Origin of the sequence: Sphingorhabdus sp., assembly GCF_023910635.1 — a bacterium.
GTDB lineage: Bacteria > Pseudomonadota > Alphaproteobacteria > Sphingomonadales > Sphingomonadaceae > Sphingorhabdus_B.
Window position 1 is genome coordinate 79,815 of record NZ_JAAVVZ010000008.1, and the last position, 21,562, is coordinate 101,376.

Annotated in this window: 24 protein-coding genes; 14 read left to right on the forward strand and 10 right to left on the reverse strand. The window is 56.6% G+C overall.

Features of this window, described 5'->3' with window-relative positions:
* Positions 1–68 precede the first annotated feature (68 nt).
* The gene (locus tag HEQ34_RS06800) at positions 69–1,076 is read left to right on the forward strand and encodes a fumarylacetoacetate hydrolase family protein (RefSeq protein WP_296199032.1); all 1,008 of its coding nucleotides are present in this window, start codon (positions 69–71) and stop codon (positions 1,074–1,076) included.
* A 36-nt stretch (positions 1,077–1,112) separates the two neighbouring features.
* Here HEQ34_RS06800 and HEQ34_RS06805 read toward each other — a convergent pair whose 3' ends face one another.
* Genes HEQ34_RS06805 through HEQ34_RS06835 form a run of 7 tightly spaced genes read right to left on the reverse strand, consistent with a single transcriptional unit; the run spans position 1,113 to position 8,128 of the window.
* The gene (locus HEQ34_RS06805; RefSeq protein ID WP_296199034.1) at positions 1,113–2,111 is read right to left on the reverse strand and encodes a type II secretion system F family protein; all 999 of its coding nucleotides are present in this window, start codon (positions 2,109–2,111) and stop codon (positions 1,113–1,115) included.
* A 21-nt stretch (positions 2,112–2,132) separates the two neighbouring features.
* On the reverse strand, positions 2,133–3,095 hold the full coding sequence (locus tag HEQ34_RS06810) for a type II secretion system F family protein (protein WP_296199037.1): 963 nt from the start codon (positions 3,093–3,095) through the stop codon (positions 2,133–2,135).
* Positions 3,096–3,135: 40 nt separating this feature from the next.
* Positions 3,136–4,398 (reverse strand): pilus assembly protein CpaE, encoded by a 1,263-nt coding sequence (locus HEQ34_RS06815; protein ID WP_296199039.1) that lies wholly within the window; start codon positions 4,396–4,398, stop codon positions 3,136–3,138.
* Positions 4,398–4,988: a CpaD family pilus assembly lipoprotein gene (locus tag HEQ34_RS06820; protein WP_296199041.1), complete on the reverse strand. Its 591-nt coding sequence runs from the start codon at positions 4,986–4,988 to the stop codon at positions 4,398–4,400. Before HEQ34_RS06820 ends, HEQ34_RS06815 begins: the two co-directional genes overlap by 1 nt.
* 23 nt (positions 4,989–5,011) lie before the next feature.
* On the reverse strand, positions 5,012–6,517 hold the full coding sequence (locus HEQ34_RS06825; protein WP_296199043.1) for a type II and III secretion system protein family protein: 1,506 nt from the start codon (positions 6,515–6,517) through the stop codon (positions 5,012–5,014).
* Between the two features lie 4 nt (positions 6,518–6,521).
* Positions 6,522–7,535, reverse strand: coding sequence for a Flp pilus assembly protein CpaB (gene cpaB, locus HEQ34_RS06830; RefSeq protein WP_296199045.1), 1,014 nt, complete (start codon positions 7,533–7,535; stop codon positions 6,522–6,524).
* 44 nt (positions 7,536–7,579) lie between these two features.
* Complete coding sequence (locus tag HEQ34_RS06835) at positions 7,580–8,128, reverse strand: prepilin peptidase (RefSeq protein ID WP_296199047.1); 549 nt, start codon at positions 8,126–8,128, stop codon at positions 7,580–7,582.
* Here HEQ34_RS06835 and HEQ34_RS06840 point away from each other — a divergent pair.
* Positions 8,127–9,050 carry an alpha/beta hydrolase gene (locus HEQ34_RS06840; RefSeq protein WP_296199049.1) on the forward strand — a complete coding sequence of 308 codons (924 nt, stop codon included), beginning with the start codon at positions 8,127–8,129 and terminating at the stop codon, positions 9,048–9,050. The two genes, HEQ34_RS06835 and HEQ34_RS06840, sit on opposite strands and share 2 nt — an antisense overlap.
* Entirely contained in the window at positions 9,047–10,156 is a 1,110-nt protein-coding gene (locus HEQ34_RS06845) for an FAD-dependent oxidoreductase (RefSeq protein WP_296199051.1), read from the forward strand. Before HEQ34_RS06840 ends, HEQ34_RS06845 begins: the two co-directional genes overlap by 4 nt.
* Here the strand turns inward: HEQ34_RS06845 and rnhA are convergent.
* The 3 genes from rnhA to ispH are packed head-to-tail and all read right to left on the reverse strand — an operon-like array spanning position 10,153 to position 12,531.
* Positions 10,153–10,593 carry a ribonuclease HI gene (gene rnhA, locus HEQ34_RS06850; protein ID WP_296199053.1) on the reverse strand — a complete coding sequence of 147 codons (441 nt, stop codon included), beginning with the start codon at positions 10,591–10,593 and terminating at the stop codon, positions 10,153–10,155. The two genes, HEQ34_RS06845 and rnhA, sit on opposite strands and share 4 nt — an antisense overlap.
* Positions 10,590–11,564, reverse strand: coding sequence for a homoserine kinase (gene thrB, locus HEQ34_RS06855; protein WP_296199055.1), 975 nt, complete (start codon positions 11,562–11,564; stop codon positions 10,590–10,592). The genes rnhA and thrB overlap by 4 nt, the downstream gene beginning before the upstream one ends.
* A gap of 1 nt (position 11,565) precedes the next feature.
* A complete protein-coding gene (gene ispH / locus HEQ34_RS06860; RefSeq protein ID WP_296199057.1) occupies positions 11,566–12,531 on the reverse strand; it encodes a 4-hydroxy-3-methylbut-2-enyl diphosphate reductase in 966 nt (321 codons plus the stop codon).
* Positions 12,532–12,667: 136 nt separating this feature from the next.
* Here ispH and HEQ34_RS06865 point away from each other — a divergent pair, with 136 nt between their 5' ends.
* The 11 genes from HEQ34_RS06865 to tatC all read left to right on the forward strand — a co-directional run bounded on the left by HEQ34_RS06865 (position 12,668) and on the right by tatC (position 21,309).
* Positions 12,668–13,318 carry a hypothetical protein gene (locus HEQ34_RS06865; protein WP_296199059.1) on the forward strand — a complete coding sequence of 217 codons (651 nt, stop codon included), beginning with the start codon at positions 12,668–12,670 and terminating at the stop codon, positions 13,316–13,318.
* Between the two features lie 25 nt (positions 13,319–13,343).
* The gene (gene argS / locus HEQ34_RS06870; protein ID WP_296199062.1) at positions 13,344–15,065 is read left to right on the forward strand and encodes an arginine--tRNA ligase; all 1,722 of its coding nucleotides are present in this window, start codon (positions 13,344–13,346) and stop codon (positions 15,063–15,065) included.
* 36 nt (positions 15,066–15,101) lie between these two features.
* Positions 15,102–15,743 carry an SPOR domain-containing protein gene (locus HEQ34_RS06875; protein ID WP_296199064.1) on the forward strand — a complete coding sequence of 214 codons (642 nt, stop codon included), beginning with the start codon at positions 15,102–15,104 and terminating at the stop codon, positions 15,741–15,743.
* 328 nt (positions 15,744–16,071) lie between these two features.
* Complete coding sequence (locus HEQ34_RS06880) at positions 16,072–16,578, forward strand: SPOR domain-containing protein (protein ID WP_296199066.1); 507 nt, start codon at positions 16,072–16,074, stop codon at positions 16,576–16,578.
* A gap of 276 nt (positions 16,579–16,854) precedes the next feature.
* Entirely contained in the window at positions 16,855–17,361 is a 507-nt protein-coding gene (locus HEQ34_RS06885) for a DUF1993 domain-containing protein (RefSeq protein WP_296199069.1), read from the forward strand.
* A gap of 75 nt (positions 17,362–17,436) precedes the next feature.
* Positions 17,437–18,486: a beta-N-acetylhexosaminidase gene (gene nagZ, locus HEQ34_RS06890; protein ID WP_296199071.1), complete on the forward strand. Its 1,050-nt coding sequence runs from the start codon at positions 17,437–17,439 to the stop codon at positions 18,484–18,486.
* On the forward strand, positions 18,483–19,277 hold the full coding sequence (locus HEQ34_RS06895; protein WP_296199073.1) for a ScpA family protein: 795 nt from the start codon (positions 18,483–18,485) through the stop codon (positions 19,275–19,277). Before nagZ ends, HEQ34_RS06895 begins: the two co-directional genes overlap by 4 nt.
* Complete coding sequence (gene scpB / locus HEQ34_RS06900) at positions 19,274–19,879, forward strand: SMC-Scp complex subunit ScpB (protein WP_296199076.1); 606 nt, start codon at positions 19,274–19,276, stop codon at positions 19,877–19,879. Before HEQ34_RS06895 ends, scpB begins: the two co-directional genes overlap by 4 nt.
* A gap of 64 nt (positions 19,880–19,943) precedes the next feature.
* Positions 19,944–20,165, forward strand: a complete 222-nt coding sequence (locus HEQ34_RS06905; protein ID WP_296199078.1) for a twin-arginine translocase TatA/TatE family subunit — start codon at positions 19,944–19,946, stop codon at positions 20,163–20,165.
* Positions 20,166–20,212: 47 nt separating this feature from the next.
* Positions 20,213–20,545: a Sec-independent protein translocase protein TatB gene (gene tatB, locus HEQ34_RS06910; protein ID WP_296199080.1), complete on the forward strand. Its 333-nt coding sequence runs from the start codon at positions 20,213–20,215 to the stop codon at positions 20,543–20,545.
* Positions 20,542–21,309, forward strand: a complete 768-nt coding sequence (gene tatC / locus HEQ34_RS06915; protein ID WP_296199082.1) for a twin-arginine translocase subunit TatC — start codon at positions 20,542–20,544, stop codon at positions 21,307–21,309. Before tatB ends, tatC begins: the two co-directional genes overlap by 4 nt.
* Positions 21,310–21,562: the final 253 nt, after the last annotated feature.

The window sequence follows — 21,562 nt, forward strand, 5'->3', positions numbered from 1 at the left end:
TAAACGCAGAGTTGCGGTTGCCGCAACTGCAATATCGTTGCATGAAGGACAAAAGCCGGAGAAAGATAATGAAACTTGCATCATTGAAGTCGGGCCGTGACGGACATCTGGTTGTCGTTTCGGACAATCTTGCTTGGTATGCCGACGCCGCGCACATCGTCCCGACATTGCAGGCCGCACTTGACGATTGGGAAGAGTTCGCGCCTCGATTGCAAGCGCTTGCGACCGATCTTGAACATGCCGTCATTCCGCGCGAACGTTTTCACGAACATGACGCCGCCGCACCTTTGCCGCGCGCTTATCAATGGGCGGACGGTTCGGCTTATGTCAATCATGTCGAATTGGTCCGCAAGGCGCGGGGCGCTGTCCTGCCCGACAGCTTCTGGCATGACCCGTTAATGTATCAGGGCGGTTCCGATGCATTCATGGGTGCCCGCGACGACATTCCCTTAGCCGACGAGGCGTGGGGATGTGATCTTGAGGCGGAGATTGTTGTCGTAACTGGCGATGTCCCGCAAGGAACATCGGCGCAGGACGCCTTGTCTTATATCCGGCTAGTTGGCCTTGTGAACGATGTATCGTTACGCAACCTCATCCCCGCCGAGTTGGAAAAGGGCTTTGGCTTTGTCCAATCGAAACCCGCCAGCACTTTATCGCCCGTGTTCGTCACGCCGGACAGCCTTGGGGACCATTGGCAGGGTGGAAAGCTGCACCGCACATTGCATGTTGACCTTAACGGCGCGCCATTTGGCCGCGCGGTGGCTTCGGACGATTGTACTTTTGATTTCGGAACCTTGATCGCGCATCTCGCCAAGACGCGCAATATCGGGGCAGGGTCGATTATCGGTTCGGGCACAGTGTCCAACCGTGACGCCGATGGCGGCCCCGGCAAGCCCGTCGCCGCTGGCGGCCTTGGCTATAGCTGTTTGGCCGAAGTCCGCATGGTCGAGAAAATCCAGACGGGCGACATGGTGACCCCATTCCTGAAGGATGGCGATGTTGTGCGGATTGAAGTGCTCGACAATGCCGGACACAGTATCTTTGGCGCTATCGAGCAGACCGTCCGTAAAAGTTGAAGGGGCGGCCCAAAGGCCACCCCTTCGTCATCTGCCTCATTGTTGTTTCGAGAAGGCGTCGCTGATCGAGCAGGCAGCAGGCCCAAGGATAACGATAAACAATGTCGGCAGAATGAAGAGGATAAGAGGGACGGTCATAATAGCTGGTAAACGCGCGGCTTTTTCCTCGGCGCGCATCATGCGTTCATTCCGGAATTCTGCGGATAACACCCGCAACGCCGAAGCCAGTGGGGTCCCGTATTTCTCGGTCTGGATCATGGTTGTGACCACGCCCCGGATCGAATCAAGATTGACGCGATACGCCAAGTTTTCAAACGCCGCCCGGCGCTCCGTTAAAAACCCAAGCTCAATAGCGGTGAGGGCAAATTCGTCACCCAATTCGGGATAGCCGCGGCCTAATTCCTTTGCCACGCGGTTAAACGCGGCGTCCACGGTCAAGCCAGCCTCGGCGCAGATCACCAACAAGTCGAGCGCATCGGGCAGGCCCTTACGAATGGCGAGGGTCCGTTTCGTTACCAAGTTGGTGAGGTAGATATCTGCTGCCTTATAACTCAGGATAGCGGCGGCAGAAAACGCACTGAATTTTTTGAATGCGCCCCAATCAGGAACGCCGTCCAAGACGTACATGTAAATGCCTGCGCCGCCGCCAATAATGATTGGAAGCATCATGCGGCAAAAGATCACCGTCACGGCTAATTCCTTACGGCGAATACCCGCCTGCGCCAGCCGTTGCTGCACCGCCTTAACCTGATCGTCCTGAAGCACTTGCAGGTTGGACAGAAGCTGCCGCATCTTGTCCGTCGTTTCGGTCTTGCGGATAAGCTTCGCCCGCTTTTTGGACGTGGTTGCGGTAATCCCGGCCTTTAACTGCTCCCGCCGTTCATTCAGCGCCTTGACGCGTTTTACCATAGGGTCGCGCACGGTGACCGCAGAGTAAATCGCGATCATCACCGCCATGCAAGCCACTGCGGAAAGCAAGGTGGCGACCCACAATATGTCGATGCCCATCAGTTGAGGTCCAGCCGGATTGGTCATGTTTCTTGTCCTGTTCCCAACTTAGATTTCGAAATTGACCATCTTGGCCATGATGAAGGCACCAATGGACATCCATAATGCGCCGCCAAGGCCGGCGATCATCAGGCGCGGTTCAGAGAAAAAGCCAGCCAGATATTCCCGGTTCACCACCCAGACCATGCCGAAAACAAAGAATGGCAGCGATCCGACAATATAGGCTGACGCTTTGGATTCTGACGACATCGCCCGTATTTTCAGCTTCATCTGCGCACGTTTGCGCAAAACTTCGGCAAGGTTGGCCAAGGTTTCCGCAAGATTACCACCGGTTTCACGCTGAATGGCAAGGGTGATGACGAAAAACTGGAATTCCGCTGTCCCCAAACGGTCGGCGGTTTCCTGAAGCGAATCTTCCATGCTTTTGCCGATTTTGATTTTTTCCGTGACCATTTTGAATTCTTCGCCGACTGGTCCGGGTACTTCGCGTGCCACAACGCCAATCGTCTCGCCAACCGGAAGACCTGATTTCAACCCACGCACCAGCAATTCGATGGCGTCTGGAAAGTTTGTGGTGAAATTTTTGATCCGCCGCGCAATGAAGGAGTTGACCGCCATGTGCGGTAGACCCGCACCGATCAGCAGGCCCGCAAACAGCGCCAAAAGCAAAGGTGCACCGCGCAGCCAGAACACAGCCATCACCAGAAAAGCAAGGCTGCCCGACGCATATAGATATTGCTGCAACGTCCATTTTTTGCCGGTTTGCGCAAGCCGCAGGCGCAATTTGTCCAAGCGGCTGATTTGCTGGCCATCCAGAAATATCATCGGACGGCGCGCGGCTACAGCTTTACGCATTTGTAGTTCAACGCGGGTATCGGCACTGTCGGAATGCCGCATCTTAACCGCGCTCAACCGCCGCATTGTCGACTTGCTCGCATTTGGTCCCATAAACCCAATAGCCAGCAAAACGAAAATCAGGATTATTCCTGTGCCGATGATCAATGTCTGCATGTTGTTTGCTCTATCATTATGCCCTTGGGCGGCTGCCGGCTTATTTCTTTTTCAACATGTTTTTGAAACCGGCAAAAGCCGACTTTTTTGCTTTGACTTTGGTCGCAGCGGCATCGGCCTCAGCGGTTTCCGCGCTGCTTCCGGCAATCATTTCAGCCAGCGCCGATATGCCTAATGACAACTTACTGCTGCGCACGGCCTCGACCACCGGTTTGCCAAGCTTTGCGGCTTGCGCCATGGCCTTCGGATCGGCAGGCAGCATGAGATCAATCTTGCGTTCAATCGTACTTTCGAAATCCTTGCGCGTGATTTCAACGACCGCGTTTTGCACGTTATTGGCTACGACCAGCACTTTGCAGTGGGGTGCATTCTGTTTCAGCCACGCCAGCACGCGGATGCTGTCCCGCGCGGACGCGAGCGTCAATTGGGTCGTGACGACGGCGATGTTCACGTCATGCATCAAATGCGGATAGGCAATCAACATGCTGCGTGGCAGGTCTATAACTGTGTTTTCGAACGCCCCTCGGAATTCTTCCTGTAACTGGAATAATGCCGATCCATCGGTTAGGACGGGGTTGTTCATTGGCGCTTCGGCGGACAATATCGAAAGCCGGTCATTGGCCTTAATCATTGCGCGTTCGATGAACAGGGCGTCGATCCGGCTTGGGTTGTCAATGGCATCGGTCAGGCCGCGGCCCGGCTCCAGATCCATCGCCAATGCCGCAGTGCCGAAATGGATGTCCAGATCAAGCAAACCCGTTTGGTGGCCCTGATCTTGCGAAAATGTCCATGCCAGCGATGCCGCAATCGTCGATGCGCCGGAACCACCACGGGTGCCGATCACAGCTGTCGAAATATGCGCACGGTCCGCGTTGTTTTCTTCGTGCTTCGGCGCGTTGAGCATGGCTTGCGCATTGGCAAATGAATCCCGCAGCGCATCGGGGCTCAATGGCTTCAGCAAATAATCTTGCAGGCCGGACATTAAAAGGTCGCGGTACAAACCCACATCGTTGACCTCGCCCATTGCAATGACAATGGTTCCGGGCTCACACACTTCGGCAAGGCTGTTGATGTCGCCAATCGGATCACCCGATTCCGACAGGTCAACCAGCAAGGTTTGCGGGCTGGCCGAAACCGAAAGCGATTGGATTGCGTTACGCAAACCGCCTTTATATGCCTTATCCTGGGTCCAACCATTTTCGTCGCATACGCCGCGCACGACGTCGAGTGTGACGTCGTCGCAGACATAAGCATGAATGGGGTCACGTGTTCCGGCCACACCGGATTTCCAAGGAGCGTTCATCAATTGCCTCCGGTTTTTGTTTTATAGCTGTTTACAGCTGCTTTGCCGCTGTTCCGGTCCAGGCGTCCACTTTCGCGGCCCCGAACGAGATCTTCCGGGTCGGCAATGATTGCCGCAAGGTTGGAGTTGGAAGCACAACCATAGTTGCTGTGGTTGCCACCATTGTAATTATTTTCGTGCGTCGTGCTCCAATCCGGGCAGGATGGAACCGATGCCTGCGACCGTGCGACAACCACGCGAATATTGCCCGGCGCAATGACACCGGGTGTCGTCGGAGCGGTGTCTGCGATCATCATCCCGCGCCTCGCTGCCGCTGCGGAAACATCACGTGCGGCATCGCTGCTTACGTAGCCATCGCCATAATCGATTGAAACGCGGTCTCCATAGCCAAGGCCAAGCACGTCAAACCAATCGTTCAGGCGGACTTGGTCGGCAGAAGCAATGCCGCTGTTGTCCAAGGCAAGGTCAATCGCGTAATTTGTGCGTTCGACAACGGGCTGGTGGACCGAATATAAGGACGTGTTGGTCGGCAAAGTTCCGCAACCCGCCAAGGTTACGCTTGCAGCGATCAGAAATATTGCTTTGTTCATATATCGTCTCCTCGATCTGGCGATCAATTGTCGAAGCTGAAACCGGGGCCGCTGGTTGCGGATGCGGATGCCGGTAATTGGGGCGCTACGGCCAAGTTCGGTGCCGATGTGCTGACGGAACCAAGTTCGGGTCCGTTGGAAACCGTGGGCGCGATGCTTGGCATCGGACGTGTCTTGCTGCGTTTGCCATTCGACATTTTGCCGAGGAATGCACGTTCCAGGTCGCTGGGTGAATGTAGGCCATCGGTCGGCAGGGCAAGTTGGCTTTCCGACACTGGCTTGACGAGATAGGGCGTGATGACAATCATCAACTCGGTCTCGTTGCGGCGCCAGCCATTGGACTTGAACAATGCACCCAGCACGGGAATATCGCCCGCGCCGGGCAGTTTCGATACCGAACTGCCCATTTGGTTGCTTAACAATCCGGCGATCATCATGCTTTGGCCCGAACCGAGTTCAACCGTTGTTTCTGCCATCCGGTTTGTGGTTGCAGGCACCTCAATACCGTTGATGCGGATTGCGCCTTGTGACGATATGTCCGACACCTCCGATCGCACGCGCAAGGAAATACGGCCATCGGACAACACAATAGGGGTGTAGGTCAGGTTGACGCCGTAATTCTTATATTCGACGCTGGTGCCGTTGTTGGACGATGTAACCACCGGAAACTGGCCGCCGGCGAGGAACTCTGCGGTTTCGCCGGACACCGTTGTAAGATTGGGGTTCGCGAGAGTCGATATCAAGCCTGCCTTTTCCGACATGTCAAACGCAGCGCCAATATCGACGCCGAACAGGCGACCGAGACCCGCAATCGTACTCGTATCCTGCGGATAGATTAATTGTTTGTTATCAGAGACAAAGTCGCGCCCGTGCGCCACGCCAAACGCATAAGGCTGCCCATTATTATCCGTGCCGCTTCTTAGCGCCTGCAGATTTCCGTTGATTTCTTTCGAAAGCGAACGGCTGACTTCCGCAATCCGCACCTGCAGGTTGATCTGCAACGGCGTTGCGTTTTTCAGGCGGCTGACCACCTGCGTTGTCGGACCTGCGAAGGTCTTGACCAGATTTTCGGCCTCAACGGCTTCTTCCGGCTGACCTACTGTGCCGGTCAACAGCACGACGCCGTTCATCGTGGTGACGACGATTTGCGTTTCTGGCATGGCGATTGCCAACATTTGCGCAATCGAGTCCATGTTGCTGCCGACGCGGACGGTTGCTTGAAAGATATTGCGGCCTGCCGCATCCGTGGCGTAGACGGTGGTTTCGCCAGGCCCTTTGCCCAAGATGTAGATTTGACGCCCCGACTTGACTTCGACATCGGCGATGGCGGGGTCAGCAACCACGACGTCCGTGATGTTCGAACCCAGATTGACCTGTTGACCGCGTCCGATGGACAAAATCATCAGCCTGCCGTCCTTTGCGGATTGCGCTGCGGCTGTTGCAGGTAATAGCACCAAGGCCGAAATGCATGAAGCGGCGGTCATGGCGATGGCGGCAAAGCCCGACTGTATTCTGGTAAAACGTGCCATGTTGTTATCTCCGGCTAATGTCGACTTCGGTCATGTTGCCGCCACGCGACACACGGACCACAGGACCCTTCATGATTTTCTCGACTTGCTTTTGCGTGCGCGCTGCCTCTGCGGCGACGGCAATGGGCATTTGCGCGGGCACGCTGCTGCGTTGGAAGCGTGAGACATCACCGCCGGTGGCATAGGTGCTGCGGCCTGCGGACGGGCGCTGGGCGACCTGCCGCATAATGGCTTGCTCTTCCTCTGCGGTTGCGTCTTCGGGAATGCTAACCTCACCCGACGCCATGGCCATCTCAAGCTCGGCCGCATTGTCCGTCAATGCGCGCAGGGACAGGCTGATGGTGCCGATGGATTGGGCAACGGTAATCTTTTCTGCGATACGCGGTGTGGCTTCGATGGTGACCAATTTATATTCAGTCACAACCGTGTTACCCTTTTCATCCAGCGTTGGCGTTGCGCGTTGGTCGGTTGCAAGCACGCGTAAGTTGCGCACGATGGTTTCCGAAACCTTCAATGGAGGGCCGCTGCTGGCGTTCACATTCTGTGTCAGGACCAGGTCGACGCGGTCGCCGGGAAAGACAAATCCAGCAACGCCCGTCAGTGCCGATACAGGCACCGTAACGGCGCGCATGCCAGGACCAAGCGCCGCAGCAAGGAAGCCGCGATCACCCGGCTTTACCAGCGAACCTTGCGTGAGTGGCTGCCCTGCAGTCACGGCGTTGCGGACAACGGTGCCAACCAAACCATCAATCGATGCCCCCTTGTCACCTTCTTTGAAATAAGCGGATTGAACCAGCTCCTTTGGCCATGGCTGGTAGCGAACGCTGTCTACGGTGATCAGCGTGCCGGGAGGCAACGCTCGCGTTGCGACCAGAACCTTTGGCCCTGTTGATGCTGGCACCGGAGCTGCCGCAGCTTGCGGTGCCGAAGCACCGGTGAACATGCTGCGCGCCATAAAGGCGGTGATTGCTGCAATGAGCAACGCAGCCACCAGCAATACGACTTTTTTCCTATCCATGACAAACTGTCCCCTGAGTGGTCCCGTGAATGAAACTTGTTACTTCATGTAAAATGGTTAAAAATTTGTTCACCGGCTATCCACAACCCGGCGGTTGCGATAGCTACACCATAGGGGATGCGCGCATGGCCATCCCCTTGTTTTATTTTGTGAATGAGTAGAAAAATCAGGGTCACAAATGCCCCGATTATTGACGCATATAAAATTAACCGGATGACATCTATCCAGTGAAACCAGAGCGCCAAGGCGGCAAAAAGCTTTACATCGCCACCGCCCATTGCGCCGAAATGGAACGCAGCGGCGAAGACCGCGAAGGTGAGCGTGGCGGTGAAAATATGGATACCGATTTCAGGCAGGCCGAAACCTCCGCTCGCGAACCAATACACAGGTGCGCCCAACGCAATGGCGAGCGTCACGCCGTTGTAAATCAGCCGGTATCGGATGTCGGTGTAGATCGACACCAACAGCGCAATTGCCAAGCCAATAAGGGTAAAGTAGATGATCGGTTCATTGGTCATCCGCCCGGGATTAACCATGAAAGATTGCCAAAAGGTAAGCATGCACGTGACAAACACAGCTATGAACCGACGCATGATCCCTGCTGACGCAGTGGAGAGCATTTGGCATGCCGCCGACCAATGGGCCATTCGCCGCATTGATTGGCAAGGCGCAAACCCGCCACGCGGGTCGTTGTTGTTCTTGCCGGGCCGCGGCGACCATTATGAAAAATATCTGGAGACGCTGGCATATTATGCCGATGCCGGCTGGCGCGTGACGGCAATCGACTGGCGAGGGCAGGGGGAATCCGGACGGTTATTGGCGGACCCGCAAGTGGGTCATATCGATGATTTCGGCACTTGGATTTCTGATCTGCGGTTTTTTTGGAGCGCTTGGAAACAGGAAAATCCCGGCCCGGTTGTCGTCATGGCGCATAGCATGGGCGGGCATTTGGCCATGCGCGCTTTGGTGGAAAAGGCGATTGACCCTGACGCTGTGGTGTTGAGCGCGCCAATGTTGGGCATTCAAACCGGCGGTCTGCCGCTGGCCCTGAACCACGCTTTTGCCAAGCTGATGGTCAAAATCGGCAAAGGCGAGGATGCCGCATGGAAAGTCAGCGAGAAGCCCATGTCGCCCATGGCGATGCGTGGCAAAATGTTGACGCATGATGATGATCGTTACGAAGACGAAATCGCATGGTGGAAATTGCGCCCCAATGTCAAATTGGGGCCGCCAAGCTGGCATTGGATCGAACGCGCAATTGCGTCGATCCGCATGTTGGAGGCGCCGGGTCTGTTGGAGGCGGTCAAGACGCCCATCCTGCTGCTCGCGACCACCGGCGACCAATTGGTCAGCACCCCGCGCGTGATTGCCGACAGCAAACGCCTGCCACATGCCGAAACATTAATCTTCGGCAAAGAGGCCGCGCATGAATTGTTGCGGGAGGCGGATCCCGTTCGTGACCAGTGCCTTGCGCGGATCGATAGCTTTTTGGAAGCCAACGCACCGCGAAAATGAGCGACTTTGACTTTGCCATTATCGGCGCTGGCATTGCTGGTGCAAGCCTTGCGGCGATATTGTCCGCGCGGGCATCGGTGGTGTTGATTGAGGCAGAGGCGCATCCCGGCTATCATGCGACGGGCCGATCAGCCGCATTCTGGGTCGAATGCTATGGCGGCCCGGGCGTTCAGCCGCTTACCACTGCGTCAGGGCCGTTTTTGGCCGCGCCGCCTGCGGATTTTCATGACGGCCCTTTGATGCACAAGCGCGGCGCGCTGCACATCGGTACATCGGATCAGACGGCGATAGCGGACCATATGCTCGCCGAATTTGCGGCCAGCGGCGTGCATATCGACGTCAGCGACCGTGCCGCAGTGGCAACTTATGTCCCCGGACTGCGCAGCGAATGGACGCATGGCCTTTGGGAACCAGACTGTTGCGATATTGATGTTGCTCATTTGCACGCCGCCTATTTGCGCCAAGCAAAAAGACAAGGCGCGGTGCTACACTGCAATAGCCGCCTGAGCGCTGCAAAATACGAAAATGGGGTATGGCAGATTTCGGCTGGCAGTTTCAACTGTTCGGCAAATATCCTCATCAACGCGGCGGGCGCTTGGGCCGATGAAGTCGCGCAAATGGCGCAGGTGCGGCCCTTGGGCATCCAACCCTATCGCCGCACGATCGCACAATTGGTCGTGTCACCAGTTGTTCCGGCGGACTTGCCCTTGGTCATTGGGTTGGACGGCAGTTTCTATTTCAAACCCGATGCGGGCGGCCGCCTGTGGCTCAGCCCGCATGACGAAACCGCAACCCCGGCCTGCGACGCCGCGCCGGAGGAACTGGACGTCGCCACCGCGATTGATCGGCTTCAGGCCGTGGTCGATTGGGACATTCAGCGGGTCGAACATAAATGGGCCGGGCTGCGCAGCTTTGCGCCGGACCGGTTGCCAGTCATTGGCCGCGATGGGGCGAACGATGCGTTTTTCTGGTTTGCGGGGCAGGGCGGCTTTGGCATCCAAACTGCACCTGCCGCAGCACAGCTAGCCGGGTCATTGTTGGATGCAGCTATCGCCGCGCCGCAGAATGTGAATGCCGCTATCTACACGCCAGCGCGTTTTCTTTAGCGCTGCGCCGCAACCTCCGCCGCGTCACTCGCCAGCCGGTCGGCGCGTTCATTTTCGGGGTGGCCATTATGCCCTTTCACCCAAATCCATTCGACCTGATGACGGGCAACCGCATCAATCAGGTCATGCCATAAATCGGCGTTGCGGACGGGCTGTTTTGACGCGTTTTTCCACCCATTGCGTTGCCAGCCGTGGATCCATTTGGTGATCCCGTCGAGGACATATTTGCTGTCCGTGTATAATTTGACATGGCACGGCTCGATCAGGATTTTGAGCGCTTCAATCGCGGCGGAAAGCTCCATCCGGTTATTGGTAGTATCGGGATTCCCGCCCGAAATTTCTCTCTCATGCTTGTCATAACGGATCACAGCGCCCCACCCGCCGGGCCCGGGATTGCCCTTGCAGGCGCCATCGGTGAAAATCTCAAGCTGTTTCAAGAATAATGCCCCAACATATTTTCAACCTGTGTGCTGTCGCTGTAGAAATCAAGTCGGCGCAGGAAAGCCAGCGGGTCTTTGCGCGTCACAAGCGCATTTGCCGACGTGTTAATCCAGTCATAGCAACGCGTTAACAAAAACCGCAGACATGCCCCGCGCAGCAATATGGGCAAGGCTTCCCGCGTTGCTGCGTCCAAGGACACGCAACCGGTATAGCCCGAAAGCAAGGCGGCGCTCACCTCTGCATCAAAAACGGTGCCATCATCGGAAAAGCACCATGCGCTGTGCGTCACCGCCAAGTCATAAGCGCGGATTTCGGTGCAGGCGAAGTAGAAGTCGATCAAGCCACTGACATGGTCGCCAAGCATCAGGACATTGTCCGGAAACAGATCGGCATGGATCGCCGCAACGGGCAAATCGGTTGGCCAATGCGCCTCCAGATAATCGCACTCGGCAAACACCCGCGCTGACAGGCCGGGCGCAATCGCCTCAAGGCCCTCGGCCGTGCAACGCATCGCCAATGGCCGCCATGCCGAAATGCCAAGACTATTTGGCCGCGACAAAGTAAAATTGGCCAGCGCCTTATGCATATGCCCCAATGCCGCACCGGTCGAACGGGCTTGTGCCGCCGTCGGCTCGGTAATGGATACGCCATCGAGAAACTCTATAAGGCAAGCCGACCGCCCCGCGACCGTTTGCAGCCATTGGCCATCACGATCCGTGATAAACTGTGGCACCTTACAACCTGCATCATGCAAATGTTTGAGTAAGGCATAGAAAAACGGCAGATCTTCGGGGTTTACGCGGTTTTCATACAGGGTCAGGATGAACCGGCTTTGCGTTGTTTGCACGAAGAAATTGCTGTTTTCGACGCCCTCCGCAATGCCCTTCAACGCGACAAGCGCGCCGACGTCATAATGCGCCAACAATGCATCAACCTGCTGCGGCCCTAACTGCGTATAAACCGCCAAATCAGCTCGCCGCGCCAGCCAGTTCGCGGGGCAGTTTGAACGTGATGGTCTCTTCGGCGGTGGTGACTTGCTGCTCATCCAAGTCGAAATGCAGCGCGAGTGCGTCGATAATCTCGCGCACCAATACTTCAGGAGCAGACGCACCTGCGGTCAAGCCGAGCGTTTTAACGTCATCAAACCAGTTCAGGCTAATTTCTTCGGCACGCTGCACCAAATAGGCCTTCGCGCCGGAACGCGCGGCAACCTCAACCAAACGCTGCGAATTTGAGCTGTTCGGCGCGCCGATGACGAGGACAAGGTCACATTCATGCGCAATTGCTTTGACCGATTCTTGGCGGTTGGACGTGGCATAACAAATATCCTCCCCCTTTGGCCCGACAATATTGGGGAAGCGCTGTTGAAGGATTCCTACGATTTCCGATGTATCATCGACTGACAATGTCGTCTGCGTCAAAAACGCGAGATTATGGGGCTCCTCAGGCGCAATCAACCGTGCGTCGTCGGCTGTTTCCACTAGGGTCATCGCACCGGGGGGCACTTGGCCAAAGGTGCCGATGACTTCCGGATGCCCCGAATGGCCCACGAAAATGATATGACGGCCTGCTTCAACCTGCCGTTCGGCTTGCTTGTGGACCTTTGATACCAATGGGCATGTCGCGTCAAAATAGGCAAGGCCACGTGCTTGTGCATTTGCAGGAACAGATTTGGGCACGCCATGGGCGGAAAATACAACATGGCCGCCGTCGGGAACTTCGTCGAGTTCTTCGACAAAAATTGCACCTTTGACCTTTAAGCTGTCAACGACATAGCGGTTGTGGACGATTTCGTGGCGGACATAGACCGGCGCGCCATGTTGTTCGAGCGCGAGCTCGACAATCTGGATAGCGCGGTCAACGCCAGCGCAAAAACCACGTGGCGCGGCCAAAAGCAGCCGGATCGATTTTTTGGGGAGTGATTGTTCAGTCATGCGCAATCTTCTTTAGATAAAGTCGCTGCATCCGCCAAGACCTTTCCCCTGTTGCGCGGGCCGCAATGGGGGGATAAGGACCAAATCACGTGTCGCACCCGCGACCCAAGTCTAAGAAACCCGAGGATTGCCCTTTATGAACTTCGCCGCCAAAGCCCTGACCATTGGTATTGTCGCAGCTACTTTGGCTGGTTGTTCACGCGACGGCGAACTGGATGTCGCTGCTGGTGTTGGCGTGAACGTCACGCGATCCGGCTGCCCTACGGTTGCGGTGCCCGATGGCACGGGTGACATCACCATTTTCAACCCAATAAACAGCACGGACGCCGATGCCATCGACGTGGTTGCGACAATCACCAATATTCGTCCCGTTTGCGACGAAAGCGGCGAGAAAATATTTTCGCAGGCGACATTTGATGTGCAAGCGCGGCGCAGCGACGTGCGCGGCAGCCGGACCGTAACTGTGCCTTATTTCAACACGGTGGTTCAAGGCGGCAGCGCCGTTATTGCAAAGCGTGTCGGCCAAGTGACACTGCAATTCGCCGATGGCCAGCAACGCGCATCGGCGCAGGCGCAAGCGGCTGGCTATATCGACAAGAACGCGGCCAGCTTGCCCGCCGAAATCGTGCAGAAAATCACCAAGAAGCGCAAGCCGGGTGATCCCGACGCGGCGCTTGACCCCATGGCCGATCCTGAAGTGCGCGCAGCGGTTGTCCGATCAAGCTTTGAAATGCTCATCGGTTTTCAGCTGACCGAAGATCAGCTGCGTTACAATGTCACGCGTTGATCCGCGTTAATTTCAAGGCACAGTCATGACCCTTTTTGAACAATATGCAGCGCATGTCGACCATGCGTTGGACGCGCTTGTGGCGCTCGGAACCTTGCCGACGGATTTGGACCGCAGCAATGTAACGGTCGAGCCGCCGCGCGATGCGACGCATGGCGATATCTCCACCAATGCGGCAATGGTGCTGGCGAAACCTGCCGGAACCAACCCGCGCGCCTTAGCAGAGGCTTTGTCGGTTGAACTGGCCAAGGTCGCTGGTGTTACGGCGGTTGAAATTGCTGGGCCGGGCTTTCTCAACCTGCGACTCGATGCGTCGGCATGGCTTGATGAATTGCGCGCAATGGCGGTATCGGGCGACGATTATGGCCGCTCGCATGTGGGCGATGGCAAGTCAGTGAATATCGAATATGTTTCCGCCAACCCCACTGGCCCCATGCACATGGGCCATTGTCGTGGCGCTGTGGTCGGTGATGCTTTGGCCAAATTGCTTGAATTTGCAGGTTATCGCGTGATCCGCGAATATTATATTAACGACGCGGGCGGCCAAGTCGACGTTCTCGCGCGGTCAGCGCATCTGCGCTATCGTGAGGCATTGGGTGAGACCATCGAAATCGGAGAAGGGCTGTATCCCGGCGATTATCTGGTTCCCGTTGGCCAGCAGCTTGCGAAGCGTTTTGGTGACCAATATGTTGCCGCGCCTGAAAGCGAATGGCTTGTTTTATTCCGCAAGGCCGCCGTTGCCGAAATGATGGAGATGATAAAGGCCGACTTGGCCTTGCTTGGCATCCACCATGACCTGTTTTCGTCAGAGGCCGAGCTGCATGAAGCGGGCAAGGCCGATGTCGCGGAGAAGGAGTTGCGCGCGCGCGGGCTCGTCTATGACGGCGAGCTGGAGAAGCCAAAAGGCAAGGAAATTGAAGATTGGGAGCCTGTGACGCTTCCCTTGTTCCGCTCAACACAATTTGGCGATGACCAAGACCGGCCCATCAAGAAATCCAACGGCAGCTGGACCTATTTCGGCGCTGATTTAGCGTATCATTTCCAGAAAAGCCAAGGCGTCGATGCGATGATCGACATTTGGGGCGCGGACCATGCAGGCACGGTCAAACGGATCAAGGCGGCGGTCAATGCGCTTACCGATGGCAAGGTCGATTTCGATGTCAAGCTGGTGCAGATGGTGCGCCTGCTGCGCGGCGGCGAACCTGTTAAAATGTCCAAAAGGTCGGGCAGCTTTGTAACCTTGGCCGAGGTGATTGAAGAAGTTGGCAAGGACGTCGTCCGCTTCACGATGCTGACACGCAAGTCCGATGCGCAAATGGATTTCGATTTCGCCAAGGTGGTGGAAGCGTCGAAGGACAATCCGGTATTCTACGTGCAATATGCCCATGCGCGCATATCATCGACCATGCGCAAGGCAGAACTCGAAGGACTTGGCCCCGATGGCGCGCATATCGCGTTGCTGGGCGATGCGGAGATCGGCCTCATCCGCGAAGCCGCAAATTTCCCGCGTATTGTGGAAGCCGCCGCAAAATCAGGCGAACCGCACAGGATTGCTTTTTATCTGAATGATTTGGCGGCTGCATTCCATGCCTATTGGAACTTAGGTAATGACCAGCCTGACAAGCGCTTTATATTGGTGCAAAATCCGGAAGTTACAGGCGCAAGGCTTTTCATGGCGCATAATATCGGGCAAGTTCTGCGTAATGGATTGCGGCTGATGGGGGTTGAAGCCGCGTACAATATGTAGGGATTGGCAACATGTAATGATTGGGGACGTGACGTGATGGACCGCGACAATGATGGACTGAACCTCGACGACAATAATCGTCTGCCTTGGCTCGAAACCGCTGACGGTTATGCCGCAGAGGCGAACGGATCGCCCATGAGGACCGCCTTGTTGGCGGTTGCTGGCTTGGTCTTGCTCGCGGCGATTGCCGGGGGCGTTTATTGGCTTCAACCGGGCCAAACGGGCGGACCAAATGGCACGGGCGAACTGATCGTCGCGCCCAAGGGTAATTATAAGGAAAAGCCTGCGGATGCTGGCGGCAAAAGCTTCGAAGGTGAAGGCGACTCTGCCTTTGCCGCAAGCGAAGGGCAGAAAACTGGCGCCGTGCTCGCGGTTCGGCCCACTGGCCCTGTCACAGCGAAGCCAACGACCCCAACTGCAACCAATGAAGAGCCTACAAATGCCGTCTTGGTGCAACTTGGCGCATTTGGCGATTCCGCCAAGGCCGAAACGGCATGGACCGGTCTAAACAAGCGCTTTGGTTTTTTGGCGGACATAGATCGCAAGATTGCCCAAGCCAATGTCGAAGGCGGGGGCACGGTTTTCCGTCTGCAAGCCGTCACCGCCAATTCAACCGAAGCGCAGCAACTCTGCGCAAAACTGAAGGCCGCAGGTGAGAATTGCCTAATCGTGCGGTAGATTTCTGGCGCCATTGCTCAATCCCCCTCGTCACCCCAGCCCCATCCCATCACCCCAGCCCCATCCCATCATCCCAGCCCCATCCCGTCATCCCAGCCCCTTTCCGTCATCCCCGCGTAGGCGGGGATCCATCACGCGCAGCCGGATCGATTTTTTGGGGGGGTGATTGTTCAGTCATGCGCAATGTCCTGTAGGGTCATGACCCTGGATAAAGTCGTTGCATCCGCCAAGAGCTATCCCCTGTTGCGCGGGCCGCAATGGGGGGATAAGGACCAAATCACGTGTCGCACCCGCGACCTAAGTCTAAGAAACCCGAGAATTGCCCTTTATGAAGTTCGCCGCCAAATCCCTGACCATCGGTATTGCTGCAGCTACTTTGGCTGGCTTGGTTTTGTTCTCGGCGGCTGCCGGGGGCGTTTATTGGCTTCAACCGGGCCAACCGAGCGGACCAAATGGCACGGGCGAACGGATCGTCGCGCCCAAGGCTAATGACAAGGAAAAGCCTGCGGAAGCTACCGCCGTGCTCGCGGTTCCGCCCGCTGGCCCTGTCACAGCGAAGCCAGCGACCCCAACTGCAACCAATAAAGAGCCTACAAATGCCGTCTTTGTGCAGCTTGGCGCGTTCGGCGATTCCGCCAAGGCCGAAACGGCATGGACCGGTCTAAACAAGCGCTTTGGTTTTTTGGCGGGCATGAATCGCAAGATTGCCCAAGCCAATGTCGAAGGCGGGGGCACGGTTTTCCGTCTGCAAGCCATCACCGCCAATTCAACCGAAGCGCAGCAACTCTGCGCAAAACTGAAGGCCGCTGGTGAGAATTGCCTGATCGTGCGGTAAAACCTCCGTCGTCGTGCTGATCGGCTAAATAGGTGTTGGGGGATGAGACAGACAAATTTTTGACCATCGTCATGCTGAACTCGTTTCAGCATCTATCGTGCGGCAAACCCAGAATATGAGAGGCGAAATAGACCCTGAAACAAGTTCAGGGTGACGAAGTGGGGAAGGGGGCCGGCGTCACCATTCACTTCAACATAAAGACACCATCCCCCCTTTTCATGTTGAAGCGTTGCACATAGCAACGTACGCAGCGCCAAACTTCCCGAGGAAAAGAATATGCCTGCTTTATACGATGCCTCCATTCCTGCTTTCATTCGCGGCTTGAAAAACCTTTCGAACATGCTCGAAAAGGGTAAGGCTTTCGCCGCTGAACAGGGCATGGATTTGGCTGAATTGCTCGATGCGCGGCTGATCGACGACATGGCCCCGCTGACCAAGCAAGTGCAGATGACCACCGATACTGCAAAGTTTGTCGCGGTCCGCGTCGGCCAAGTTGAAAACCAGCCTTGGGCCGATGATGAAGCCAGCTATGACGATGTCCAAGCCCGCGTGGCCAAAGCCATATCCTTTCTGCAAGCCGCATCGCCCGATGGTTTTGAGGCGCGCGAAGATGCAAAAGTCGTACTGACCACGCCCAGCGGCGACATTCCCTTCACCGGCAACAGTTATGTCCACGGCTTTGCCATCCCCAATTTCTTCTTTCATCTCAGCATGGCTTATGCGCTGTTGCGGATGAAGGGTGTGCCCCTGGGTAAGCTCGATTTCTTGGGCGCTATCCGGTAATTATACACAGCTAAAGCGCCACTTCCCGCCGCTCCATACTTGCCTTGCGGCGGCGGCGGGCTTAGCGTTCACGCCATGAAGCCGGTAATATTTGGCCTATCGGGCCTGGTCCTGACAGATGATGAAAAACGCCTGTTTCGCGATGTCGAGCCAGCAGGCTATATTCTGTTCAAACGCAATATCGAAGATCGGGCGCAGGTCCGCGCGCTGACCGACAGCTTGCGGGCGTTGCATGGCCGCGACAATGTGCCCATCCTGATTGACCAAGAGGGCGGCCGTGTCGCGCGGATGCGTCCGCCGGTCTGGCCTGATTTCCCCGCTGGCGGTGCGTTCGACGCGCTGTATGACATTGCACCTATCACCGCGATTGAGGCGGCACGTTGCAATGCCGAAGCCATTGCGCTCTCGCTGACCGAAGTCGGCATCAATGTAGATTGCTTGCCCGTCCTCGATGTCCGCGTGCCCGACACGCATTGCGCCATTGGCGACCGCGCCTTGGGCAGCGATCCGATGCGCGTGGCGGCGTTGGGCCGCGCGATCCTTGATGGTCTTGCCTTGGGCGGCGTCATCGGCGTCGTAAAGCATATGCCGGGGCAGGGCCGCGCTACTGTCGACACGCATCACGACTTGCCACATGTAACCGCAACCGAGGCCGAGTTGGCGCAAGACCTTGCCCCCTTCCGCGCGCTCAACACCGCTGCGATGGGCATGACGGGCCATGTTGTCTATGATGTTTGGGACAATGCGCACACCGCCACCATGTCGCGCTTTGTCATTGATGAGGTTATTCGCAATATGGTCGGTTTCGACGGCCTGTTGATGAGCGACGATCTCGATATGAACGCGTTGCAAGGCGACGTCGCGAGCCGCGCTTTGGCATGCGTTAAGGCCGGCTGCGATCTTGCGCTTAATTGCTGGGGCCGCTTTGACGAAATGGTGGCGATAGCCAATAATCTGCCCGACATTACGCCTGCTGCCCGTGCGCGCCTTGACCGCGCGATGGCGCTGTCGCCTGTGCCGTTTGACGCCGACCGGCTGGCGCATCTGCTGGACAAGCGTGACCAGTTGCTTGCCTTGGCCGACACTAAAGCGAAGCTGACAGGCGGGGCCACTGGCGCGGCATGACAGGGCCAATGCTCTTTGATGCAGAGTACGCCCTTCGCGATGAGAGCGCTGCCAGTGTCAAATTTGGTCCTGATGTTCTGACCATTGATATTGACGGCTGGGAAGGGCCGTTGGACCTATTGCTCGCGCTCGCCCGCAATCAAAAGGTCGATTTGCGCCAATTGTCGATTCTCGCCTTGGTCGAACAATATCTGGTGTTCATTGATCGGGCACGTGCGCTGAAGCTTGAGCTCGCGGCCGATTATCTGGTGATGGCGGCGTGGTTGGCCTATCTCAAATCGGCCTTATTGTTGCCGAAGGATCCGACGATTGACCCGTCGCCGGAGGAGCTCGCCTTGCGCCTGCAATTGCGGCTGGAGCGGCTGAACGCCATGCGTGAAAGCGGCGCGCGGTTGATGGCGCGCGACCGGGTTGGCCGTGATGTGTTCTTGCGCGGCACACCCGAAGGGTTGCGCGTGGTCAAAGCGCGGGCGTGGGAATGCGATTATTTTGAGCTCATCACCGCGTATGGCCAAATCAACGCGCGCACCGCGCCTGCCATGCACATCGTCAAAAAACGCCAGGTCATGACGTTGGAACAAGCGTTGGAGCGCGTATCGGCCATGATTGGCCGCGCGATTGACTGGACCGCGATACATGCGTTTTTGCCGCCGATGGCGGACCCGGCCTTGCGTAAATCGGCCTTGGCCTCCAGCTTTGTCGCCGCCTTGGAGCTTGCCAAACGTGGGATCGCTGATTTGCGACAAGAGGCGACCTTTGCGCCATTAATGGTGCGGAAAAGGGTAAGATGATCGAAACCGACCCGGACCTGCGCGCGGTAGAGGCGACCTTGTTCGCCAGCGACCATCCCATGACCGTAGAGCAAATTCGCAGCTATGTCGGTGACAGCGTCGATGTCGCGGCAGCGCTTACGCAATTATCCGAACATTATGAAGGCCGTGGCATTGAACTCGTCCGGCGCGGCAAGACCTGGCATTTCCAAACAGCCGCTGATCTGGCGCATTTGCTGCGCCGCGAACGCGAGGAAAGCCGCAAGCTCAGCCGCGCTGCGGTCGAAACGTTGGCGATCATCGCTTATCATGAACCCGTCAGCCGCGCCGAGATTGAGGCCATTCGCGGCGTGCAGATTTCAAAGGGCACGCTTGATGTCTTGATGGAGGCTGGATGGGTGCGCCCTGCTGGCCGCCGCGAAGTGCCGGGGCGCCCCCTGATTTACGCCACGACGCCCGGTTTCCTGACGCATTTCGGGCTTATCAGCCGCAAGGATCTGCCGGGCATCGCGGATCTGAAAGCCGCCGGCTTGCTTGACCCGATTGATAGCGCAATGGGTGATATGCTATTTGCCGGCGAAGAAAGTGACGCCGAACTGGCAATTGACGAAAACAACGCCTAAATAGGTGAAGGACATGCGACATAGGGTTCGCAACATCCGGGGCGCGCCCCGTTAGGAGTTTGAAATGGGTGGTTTTAGCATCTGGCACTGGCTGATTGTTGGCATTTTGGTGTTGCTCTTGTTCGGCAAGGGCCGTTTTTCCGACATGATGGGCGACGTCGCCAAAGGCATTAAAAGCTTTAAAAAAGGTATGAGCGAAGAGGACGAAGCCCCTAAGGCTCCGCCGCAAATTGGCGCAAATACGGTCGTTGACGCTGAAAAGCAGACTGACAAGACTCAAGGCTAAGCCATTGACAGCGCGGCATCACTCGCCCTCGATGTCGGGGGCCTGACGTGTTTGATATCGCGTCATCCGAACTGTTGCTTGTCGTCCTTGTGGCGCTTTTGGTCATTGGGCCAAAGGATTTGCCAAAGGCATTACGCGTTGTCGGCAAATGGGTGGGCAAGGCGCGCGGTGTCGTGGCGCATTTCCGGTCAGGCTTTGACGAAATGGTGCGCCAGTCGGAACTCGAAGAGCTTGAGAAAAAGTGGAAGGCCGAAAATGAACGCATCATGCGCGCGCATCCGGCCGATCCACGCGCAGACGTGGTCGGTGATGACCCTGATACGCATATCGCAGAAACGCCCGTCGACACGCCGCCCACCGAAACGGCGGCCAAGACATGAACGAAATCGACGATAGCAAAATGCCCTTGCTCGATCATTTGATTGAGCTGCGCAGCCGTCTGCTCTGGAGCTTTTTGGCGCTCGCCATTGCCTTTGGCATCAGCCTGTATTTCGCACGACCGATCTTCGGCTTTCTTGTGCAGCCTTTGCTCGCGTCGGGCCAGACGAAACTGATTTACACCGCCATATTTGAGGCATTTTTTGTTGAAATTAAGGTCGCGTTTTTTGCCGCTACCTTTTTCTCCTTCCCGGTGTTCGCAACGCAATTATGGCGCTTTGTTGCGCCCGGCCTGTATAGCAAAGAAAAGCGTGCTTTTCTGCCATTCTTGCTGGCCACGCCTGTCTTGTTCATCACCGGCGCGTCGATGGCTTATTATATGGCGATCCCCGTCGCACTGGAATATTTGCTTGGCTTTGGGGGCAATGTCGGCGGTGTCGAGCAACAGGCGCTTCCGGGTGTCGACAATTATCTGAATTTTGTGATGAAGTTCATCTTCGGCTTTGGCATTTCGTTTCTGCTACCGGTGTTGCTGATGCTGCTGGAACGCGCCGGGATCGTCACGCTGGAACAGCTTAAGAGCGCACGACGCTATGCGATTGTCGGTGCCTTCGCCATCGCCGCCGTCCTCACGCCGCCCGATGTCGTGTCGCAATTGCTGCTCGCGATCCCCTTGTGCATATTATACGAACTTGCCCTCATCGCGATCTGGTTCACCCGCCGCCGCCGTAAAAAGGCGGAAAGCATCGAAGAGGCCGTTTTGTAGGTTTGACAACGCAGCCGTCGTCCTTCGTCTTCTTGCCCTCTCCACAAAGTCACCCTCATCCCCCACGTCACCCTGAACTTGTTTCAGGGTCCATCGTGCAGCACGCCCATAGCTAGAACGGATAAATGGACCCTGGAACGACAGTCACCGAAGGTGAAACAAGTTCAGGGTGACGGTAGGTTGTTCAGCATGACTCGGAATGAGCAAACCAAAGGGCCAGAAGTTCCCCTCCAGCCCTCACGTAACTTCAACA